Source organism: Ruegeria sp. E1 (assembly GCF_056534225.1).
Map to the genome: position 1 here is coordinate 1 of NZ_JBQFPE010000027.1, position 8,288 is coordinate 8,288.

Here is an 8,288-nt window from a genome sequence, read left to right on the forward strand (position 1 = left end):
CGTGAAACGCTGGAAACATGACAATTATCTGATGCCAAATCAGTCATTCATTCCGAGCACAAGACGTCGTCGGAACGTATGAAGAGGGGTGAACTGAGCTACTCCTAAATGCTTGAACAGGTTTTCACGTAGATCAAGCAATTCTTTGCTCCTGCTGACCGGGGTTGGTTTGTTTTTTGTCAGCCAATAGACTACGGCTGGCGGTCTGCCGCCAAGGGCGGAATGGGAGCGCTTAGGGTTGTAAAACTTGATCCATTTGCCGACACCGGCCTTGGCTTGTGATCCGGTCTCCCAGGCGCGCAGGTAGACGCATTCGTATTTCAAGGACCGCCAGTGCCACTCTACAAAGAAGTTGTCAAGGAAACGGCCCTTGCCATCCATCGAGATCCGGACGCCGGATCGCCGCAGGCGGTCTGTCCGGGTGAAGGACGTAAACTGTGATCCCTGATCAGCGTCCATGATCTCAGGTGGGCTGAAGCGGTGGATCGCCTTGTTCAGCGCATCGACGCAAAAGTCAGCCTCTAACGTGTTCGAGATATGCCAGGCCAGCACGTTGTGTGTCTCCCAATCCATGATGGCGACCAGCACAGAAAGCCCCTACGCATCGGCAGATTAGTAATATCAGCCGCCCAAACCTAATTGGTTCGCGTCACCATCTGGCCTAACAGTAGGTATGGGTATATTTTGCACCCCTTCGCCGCCTTGCTGGTGTTGGGCTTCTGGTAGATCGGCATCAGGCCCATCAACCGCATCAATCGCCTGATCTGCTTCTCGATCACCAGATGGTTATCGTTGCGCAGGTGTCACGTCATCTGCCGGACGCCGAAAAACGGTGTCTCCGGGAACTGCTCGTCGATCTAACGCATTAGCATCAGGCTCAGCGCCGTCTCGCTCTTCGGTGTATAGTAGAACGATGACCGTGAGATCGACAGCAGCTTGCATTGCTTGCCAATCGGAAGATCCGAATTGGTCGACTCGCCCATCTTCCACCTTACTTGCCGGTCCACGGTTTGAGCTTTCGTGACAAAAAAGTTGGCTACGACCAGTTCGCAGATCTTCGCTTGCAGTTCCTTGACTTGCTCCTCGTCAATCTGAGAGGCTTTCTTGCCCCCGCACTCAAATACACCGGACGCACCTTCCAAGCGCGCCCGCTTCCGGCTGTGGATCATCGTCGGGTGAACGCCAAACCTGCTGGCAAGATCGGACACCGTCTGGTCACCCTTCTTCGCTTCAAGTGCCACCTTTGCCTTGAACTCAGGCGAATGGTTCTGCCGTTTCGGCATCTCTGATCTCCTCCTCGTGGAAGATCCACAGACAACAGATCATAGCTTAGGTCGGTGGCCGAATTTTGAGGGGGAGCTCAATCGGAATTGCCGCCGCTTGTCGGTAGATTTTCCGCCCTTTTGATCGCGCGGACGGGCTGGATGCGCCTGGCGATTTCATCATCGCTGCTGGGCGTTGTTCCCAATTTCGCTGTGCGGTCTTTCTTCGTCGTAGTATCTACGCCAAGCTGAGCAGCCTCATCTGACTGGTCCAATTTGACTGTTAGTGCATCATCGGCCTGTAATCCATCTGGATGATGGTTTTGGGCGCTGGCAGGAACGCCCATCCACGAAACCGCTAGACCTTCGATCAGTGCGCATCACCAAACACAGGCGCCAATACTACAAGAACGTTTCCAATCATTGTCACTAAAGCCGACATAGGCTTCTTGAATTTGAAGATATCCGCACCTTCTCTGCCGCTGTACGATCGACAGTCTATGGGTGATCAAACCAATGGAGGACTGAAACCTAAAATCTGGGAAAATTTGGCTTCGATTTGAACACACTTCGACAAGTTTCCAATTCGCAGCTTGCAAAAACAGCTCGCATCTCACAACCATTCATCAATTAATTGCGACTCTCGTTAAACGCTTGATAATGGAGTTTTTGGCCTAAGTGACAAAATCCAAAGGATTATGATGCGCGCAATCGTATTGTTTTTTTCGCTAGTCTTGTTGGCGTTTGCCGGAACTGTTCAAGCTCAAAGCGTCATCCCTCTTTCCGAAAAAGGCGGACTGTACGCAGCCTATGTGGTTCCGAGAGATGACTTCGAGCGTGTAGACGTGCAGTTAATTGTTCTTTCGGGGGCGTATGATGATCCGGATCCATCCGGTACAGCTCATCTAACTGAGCATCTGGCTGCATTTTCAGCAGACGCCACCATACTCAGAAAGCCTCGAGAGCGAGACATCTATGCATCGACGCATAACGTATCGACGGTGTACACGAATTCCGGCATACCTTCTGACATAGAAATGTTGTTGCGGCTGTCCCGGGCTGTTCTTGAAACGCCATCGCTGCCAGCAGGATTTGCAGAAAGCGAAGTTGATATTGTTCAGAGGGAAACACTGTTACGCGAAAGACAGTCTCCGCACCGCTGGCTGCAAAGAATTGCGCTTCAAAATCTCTATGGCACTCTGCGCGGTCGTGCAAACAATACCATCGATGACCTTCCGAAACTGAATATTGAAAAGGCGTTTCAGTTTCACCAAGTGCACTACGCGCCGTCCAATGTGACGTTAATTGTGTCGGGAAAGATTGAACCTGACAAAGCCGAGGAACTCGTTGCTCTTATTTTTGGGGATACAGAATCTTCTGAGTCTCCCAAGAAACCCTGGTTAGATCACAAACCAGATCCCGAGCTCAGGTTTATCGAACGCCTTAAATCAGACAAGCTGACGCATGATACAATCCAGCTTGCGAAATTCGTGGACTTCGAAGATCGGTCAACCAGTATCGATATGCAGGGCGCATTTTTTATCGCCAGCGATATTTTGAACGAAAGGCTTTACAAGGCCCTCTACTATCAGGATGAGCGTGTTTTCGGCGTCAATGCCGACTGGTTTTTTGCCAAGAATGCTGATCTTGAGCTTACCATAGATATGCAACTGATGCCCGGCTTCAGCCTGGAAGCGGCGCACAACTATCTAACCGAGACACTGGTCAATTTGCTGAACGAACCGATCACCAGGTATGAAATAAATCAAGCGCGACAGAAGCAGGTCGTTGCAGCCCAGAATGCCGCGCGCCGACCTGTTGCGTTTCTATCATTCCTGATGAATGTGGCTTCTGATGGCTTTCCCCCTGTGACACCAACAGTATTTGTCGACATTCTGAACGATACGACGGAACAGGAGGTTATTGATTTTGCCAAAACTGCTATCACGCCATCGGCCACTTCTGTCGTGTTGGTCGAAAAAACAGAATAACATGCAAATACTCAAAGACCATTTCCTTTCGGCTCTCATCATGGTTCTCAGCCTGCTGTCGGCACAGCACGTCCGAGCGGAATTGATAGCAACGACAGGCGATGCGAATATCGCTTATCTAAAGCCTTTGAAGAACGGTATTTCAGAACTCACCTTGGTCTGGTCGATTGATCGACCAACGATAGACCGGGTGGCTGCATTGCGTGCTGGTCTCTCAAGCGTCGTTTCAGGAGGAACATCAAGCCGCTCGTCACACAAAATTGCTGAATTCAAGCAGTTGAAGGGAATCAGGCATTACGTCGAAGCAAACCGCCATAGTCTTATGCTCACTACCTCGGCGCCAAACGAAGTCTTTCCAGAGACCATCATCCACCTTGAAAATCTCTTGCTTGAGCCGGAGTACTCGGATGGCTGGTATGCAAGAGAGCTGCAGTATTCGAGCCCAATCACGTCTACCAGGAGCAGAAGGCCAGAACATGTCCTGAATGAAGTGGCGGATTTTCTGGAGTACGACCCTGGGGAGGCGGAAACCGAGATTGAGGGTATCGAATTTCGTTTTGGCCAGCCTATTCAGGCAATCCTAAGATCTGGAGATCCAGAAGTTGAACACCGAACCCTTCGACTGATCAACAAGCTTCCCCGTATGAAGGGAAAGTGGAAGTTGCCTTTCGCGAAATGGTCCGAAGCGTTGATTGGCACGAATGATGAGGCCTTCACCCTTCCGACGGGTGTTATTCACTTTGCCGATCCCGCCTCCACTGAGATGCTGATCCTTTTCGTCAAAGCTGAAGAGTTTGAAGAGGAAACCGACCAGATTGGTACAAATGTCTTGCTGGATTACATCGGCGCCAACCAAGGATCCGAGATGTTTCGTATTATCCGCCAGGAAATGCGCGCGGCTTACGATCCACGTTCAGACTTCGTTGTCTTGGGAAAGAAAAAAGCAATTATCTCACTAAGCGCGACAGTTGAGGCGAAATGGTGGCCTGAGATATATGGTAAAATAAGGGACATCTACCAGAGCGTCCGCAGCGGGAAAATTGAACAAGAAGGTTTGAGCATTCAGTTCGATCAATTGGACCGAACTTACTATCGCGATTTTTTCACAGAGCCTGTCTGGGGAACGAGGCTATACCTGCGTGAGTATCCCGAGGGCACTGACGGCAACATCGAAATACCGCTATTCGGTGCGATGCAAACACTGTCGTTAGAGGAAACGGCAGCAAACTCTCATGAACTTTTACCACCTTTAGAGGATTTCCTTCTAATTCTGATCGGAGGAGGAAGCTCGCCTTCGAACATCTTGCAGTCAAACGGTTACTGTTCTCTACCCAAAAACACCCCGCTGAGGTTCTGCCTTGATGTGCTTTCGAATGCTGAAAACCTTTAGATGAAATTCAATACAATTGTGGTTCAAGCTTTTGTCGAATCAAATTCGGTTCCCAGCCGGCGTGTTTTTTAGTTCATCCTGATTGGGAGTGTTATTTCATTTAGAAGCCACTCTTCACCGATATTCTTGGTCGTTTTGGCGCATTATCCTTCACCGCCATATTCAACGCTCTCTGTGCAATTTGGAACATGCACATTTGCGGCGACGTGTTTCCTCAGCGATAGCACCAGATAACCGCGTTACCCATCGGTTTAGGGTCAGGACCCATTGAATTCTACGGGGTTGCGTGATTCACGGTTCGAAAAACGAGCGGTGAACATGTCTGATCTGTTTTGGCTGACCGATGCCCAGATGGCGCGTCTTGAGCCCATCTTCACAAAGTCTCACGGCAAACCCCACGTAGATGACCGGCGGGTGTTGAGAGCGATAGTCTTCATTAATCGCAATGGTTTGCGCTAGCACGATGCGCCGAAGGAATACGGCCCGCACAAGACGCTCTACAACCGCTGGAAACGTTGGCGCGACAAGGGCATCTTCGCCCGGATGTTGGTCGAATTGGCCGCTGAGCACGGCGAAGATAAGACCGTGATGATAGATGCGACTTAATCATCCCGCCTGCGTTGTATTCTCGTCCTTCAAAGGAATTTGCGACAGAACCGCCGAAAAGGTCGGTTCATACCGCGGCCTCAAGCCGATCACCGTAGGAGGCACGGCAGATATAACCAGGTATTGATTGGTGTTACACCTCACGATCCCGCATTGTAACGCGAATTGCCGGGTGTAGACCGGCTGCGAATGCGGCAGTTGAAGGTGAAGGTGTGATACCGCTCAGTGTATCAGTTTTTGGATTCTGGCTGGCCACCGCTTCGGCTTTGAGCGTACAGCCCGCAATGGCTCAGCCCGACGTTCTGATCCTGGGGGACAGCCAGATTTCCTTCGGGGCAGGCAAAGAGTACCTGCGCTTCTTCGATGAACTGACCGAGCGATGCGAGATGACGCCTCAACGCAAAAAGGCGATTAGCAAACTGGGCAACCGCGAGGCTGCCGCAATCGGCGTCCGCTCGACCTCGTTGCAGTCCTGGACAACACACAATGGGGCCGCAAAGGGCGCGATCTGCGATGTCGATAAGAAATTCGGGGTCAATGCCGGGGCCTACGGAATTGATGGCAACCCCGACCGAGTGTTCATTCAGATCGGCAAGGGCAACGCTTATCAGTTCTGCAAACCCAAACAGACTGCGTTTCAGGCAATGTTTGAGCGCGGGCATTACAGCCCCGAATTGCTTGTCCTGACCTTTCTGGGTAATTCAGCCAACCGCTGGGCCAATTCGCCCGAGTTGGCCCAACAGGATGCCCGCCGCACGCTCGACCAGATCCCGGACGATATTCCGTGCGTCTTCATCTCAAGCGTGCCGGTCTATCTGAAAAAAACCAACGACAAACGGATGAAGGCCCAGACCACAATCGCCCGCGCCTTGCGGCAGGCGGGCACGCAATGTGTCGTGGTTGAAGGGTTCAACCGCAAGACACGCGCCGCGATCGAAGGCAAATCCGCCTATTTCCGGCGTAACAACGCGGGCAAGGTCAAGGATCCGCATCATCCAAGCCGGTCAGCGGTTCGGGAATTCCTTGACATCAACACGGCCGAAATCTGCAACGCGGTATTTTCGGCCCTGAAGTAGGCGCAAAAACTGCAGGGGGGATATGCAGGTGTTCAAAAAGATAGTCGCAACTATTTGCGCCTTGGCCTTCACCATTCCGGGGGCCAACGCAGAGGGATTCACCTCGCCGGAGATCCTGATTATCGGGGACAGCCAGATATCCTTTGGGTCGGGCCCGGCTTTTCTGGAGTTTTTCAGCGATATCAAGGATCACTGTCACCCTAATGCCCGGCAGAAAAAGCACCTTGAACGCCTTGGGGAAATGCGGGTCGGGGTGATTGGTGTCCGGTCCAGCTCCATCGACTCGTGGACCGCGCGGTCCGGGCGGTCAAAGGACACGATCTGCAAGGTGGATCCGAAATGGAACGTGAACGCCGGCACGTATGGATTCGTAAACACGACTGGCAACAAGTATGTGCAGATCGGCAAGGGGAAGGAGTATCAGTTCTGCGCGGCCAAAACCTCACCGCTGGAAGAGATGTTGCGAGACGGCTACTATGATCCCAAACTGATCTTGATGTCCTTTCTCGGAAATTCGGCCAAGCGGTGGGCCAACAACCCCGAAGCCGCTATCCGGGATGTTGAACGCCTGCAGGCGCAACTGCCCCCCGATCTGCCCTGCATTTTCATGACCACCGCGCCTGCCTACAAGAAGAAGATCGTCGATCTGCGTCTGCGGGCGCAAAAGAACCTGATGGATGCGTTCAAGGTAACGGGATTGCGGTGTACGTTCGTACCGGGAGCCACGCCTGAAACGGTTGCGGCCAACCAGGGCAGCAAGCATTACTTCCGCGTGAACAAGAAGGGCATGGTTAAGGACCCCTACCATCCGAACGAGGCGGCTGCCAAAAACTTCTTTGCGCTGGAAATGGACCAGATATGTTCGGCCATTTTCGACCAGATCGAGCCAACCGAGGAACAGAGCTAGTCCTCTGATCAACCTGTTCACCTGCGCGGCAGGACGGCGGCCAGAATGACCGCCCACCCAAGGATGCCTTGGCCGTGGGCGCTCAGGTTCTGTTCATACGAGAAAAACAGCATCTCCAGTGGTCTAAGAGGGTCGCGGGGCGGCCAGATCACCCATCGTAGAGGCAGGTCGGGAATGACCATCCGGTAGTACATGTAATAGATTTGCGGCGATAGCCACACAAACAGCCAGAACAGCGCAAGCGCCCCTGAAAACCGCGCCCAGAGCGGGAAACGGCGCAAGGCGCGGCGTGCCAGAAGTACCATCAGCAGAAACAGGACAGCGCTCAGTAACGCCAGCCCGACCTGTCCCCAACCTGACAAATCAAAGAAGGAATCCTGACGGTACAAATCTGCCCTCCCCACATGCTGGATAAAACGACAAAAACCGCCCACATCAGCGGGCGGTTTTCCAAAGTGTGCAAGCGGGCGCTTAACTTAGCGGGGCCACCGCCAGGATCACGGTGAACTTCTCGCAGTAGATATAAAGCTCGTTGTACTTGCTTGTGTCGATACCGGCCGGGATTTTGAACGAGGCCTCGCCTTTCTTGACGGTCAGCTTGTCGTGGATCTTCGAGCCCTTGGCATAGGTCTCACCATTGCCGAAACCGATCTTGATGTCCGGCGGGTTCTTGCCGGGATCAAAGACGTAATCGTTTTTGAGCGTGACGGTATCGCCAGTTACCGAGACCGTTCCCTTCACGTTATAACCGCGACGCCCGGACAGACTGCCGGTGCGGGTCTTGTCCCCGGCTAATGCAGCAGGCGCTCCGACCGAGAGTGCGGCTGCCGAAGCAAGCCCCAGCTTTACGAATTGGCGGCGTTTGATCATCATGTCGACTGTCCTATCCAAATCTGAGATGGAAAGATGCTGAACAGACTAAGGGCGCGCTGCCAACTCACATCGCGTCGAGGGAATTTGAGACTCTGAAACAAATGAGTTCTGCTACAAACTCTCTCGCCATCCATCAGGCGAACCGCGGTTCAGATAGTGCGCTCATGCAGGACAGGATTGGAC

The 8,288-nt window shown here is 52.6% G+C and carries 7 protein-coding genes and 2 pseudogenes; 5 read left to right on the plus strand and 4 right to left on the minus strand.

All coding sequences use genetic code 11. The features are described from left to right. Window positions 1-159: 159 nt before the first annotated feature. A pseudogene (locus ACR0FG_RS20560) lies at window positions 160-1,283 on the minus strand (IS3 family transposase); the annotation flags it as partial. 77 nt (window positions 1,284-1,360) lie between these two features. After that, entirely contained in the window at window positions 1,361-1,609 is a 249-nt protein-coding gene (locus tag ACR0FG_RS20565; protein ID WP_480895216.1) for a hypothetical protein, read from the minus strand. Window positions 1,610-1,960: 351 nt separating this feature from the next. Here ACR0FG_RS20565 and ACR0FG_RS20570 point away from each other — a divergent pair, with 351 nt between their 5' ends. The 5 genes and pseudogenes from ACR0FG_RS20570 (at window position 1,961) to ACR0FG_RS20590 (ending at window position 7,232) form a co-directional block, all read left to right on the plus strand. Then, a complete protein-coding gene (locus ACR0FG_RS20570; RefSeq protein WP_480895217.1) occupies window positions 1,961-3,253 on the plus strand; it encodes a M16 family metallopeptidase in 1,293 nt (430 codons plus the stop codon). A gap of 1 nt (window position 3,254) precedes the next feature. Next, window positions 3,255-4,643, plus strand: coding sequence for a hypothetical protein (locus tag ACR0FG_RS20575; protein ID WP_480895219.1), 1,389 nt, complete (start codon window positions 3,255-3,257; stop codon window positions 4,641-4,643). Between the two features lie 318 nt (window positions 4,644-4,961). Further along, a pseudogene (locus ACR0FG_RS20580) lies at window positions 4,962-5,246 on the plus strand (transposase); the annotation flags it as partial. 215 nt (window positions 5,247-5,461) lie between these two features. Continuing rightward, window positions 5,462-6,325 carry an SGNH/GDSL hydrolase family protein gene (locus ACR0FG_RS20585; protein WP_480895221.1) on the plus strand — a complete coding sequence of 288 codons (864 nt, stop codon included), beginning with the start codon at window positions 5,462-5,464 and terminating at the stop codon, window positions 6,323-6,325. Between the two features lie 22 nt (window positions 6,326-6,347). Continuing rightward, window positions 6,348-7,232 (plus strand): SGNH/GDSL hydrolase family protein, encoded by an 885-nt coding sequence (locus ACR0FG_RS20590; RefSeq protein WP_480895223.1) that lies wholly within the window; start codon window positions 6,348-6,350, stop codon window positions 7,230-7,232. Between the two features lie 17 nt (window positions 7,233-7,249). On the opposite strand, the gene ACR0FG_RS20595 is transcribed toward ACR0FG_RS20590, so the two are convergent. Together ACR0FG_RS20595 and ACR0FG_RS20600 are read right to left on the minus strand one after the other, a co-directional pair. Next, on the minus strand, window positions 7,250-7,621 hold the full coding sequence (locus ACR0FG_RS20595; protein WP_480895224.1) for a hypothetical protein: 372 nt from the start codon (window positions 7,619-7,621) through the stop codon (window positions 7,250-7,252). Between the two features lie 82 nt (window positions 7,622-7,703). Further along, complete coding sequence (locus ACR0FG_RS20600) at window positions 7,704-8,105, minus strand: DM13 domain-containing protein (protein WP_480895227.1); 402 nt, start codon at window positions 8,103-8,105, stop codon at window positions 7,704-7,706. Window positions 8,106-8,288 lie beyond the last annotated feature (183 nt).

What these genes read in the sequence shown, in the direction of transcription:
- ACR0FG_RS20565 (WP_480895216.1), bottom strand. Translation starts at nt 1,609, where the DNA reads ATGGGCGTTCCTGCCAGCGCCCAAAACCATCATCCAGATGGATTACAG.
- ACR0FG_RS20570 (WP_480895217.1), top strand. Translation starts at nt 1,961, where the DNA reads ATGATGCGCGCAATCGTATTGTTTTTTTCGCTAGTCTTGTTGGCGTTT.
- ACR0FG_RS20575 (WP_480895219.1), top strand. Translation starts at nt 3,255, where the DNA reads ATGCAAATACTCAAAGACCATTTCCTTTCGGCTCTCATCATGGTTCTC.
- ACR0FG_RS20590 (WP_480895223.1), top strand. Translation starts at nt 6,348, where the DNA reads ATGCAGGTGTTCAAAAAGATAGTCGCAACTATTTGCGCCTTGGCCTTC.
- ACR0FG_RS20600 (WP_480895227.1), bottom strand. Translation starts at nt 8,105, where the DNA reads ATGATGATCAAACGCCGCCAATTCGTAAAGCTGGGGCTTGCTTCGGCA.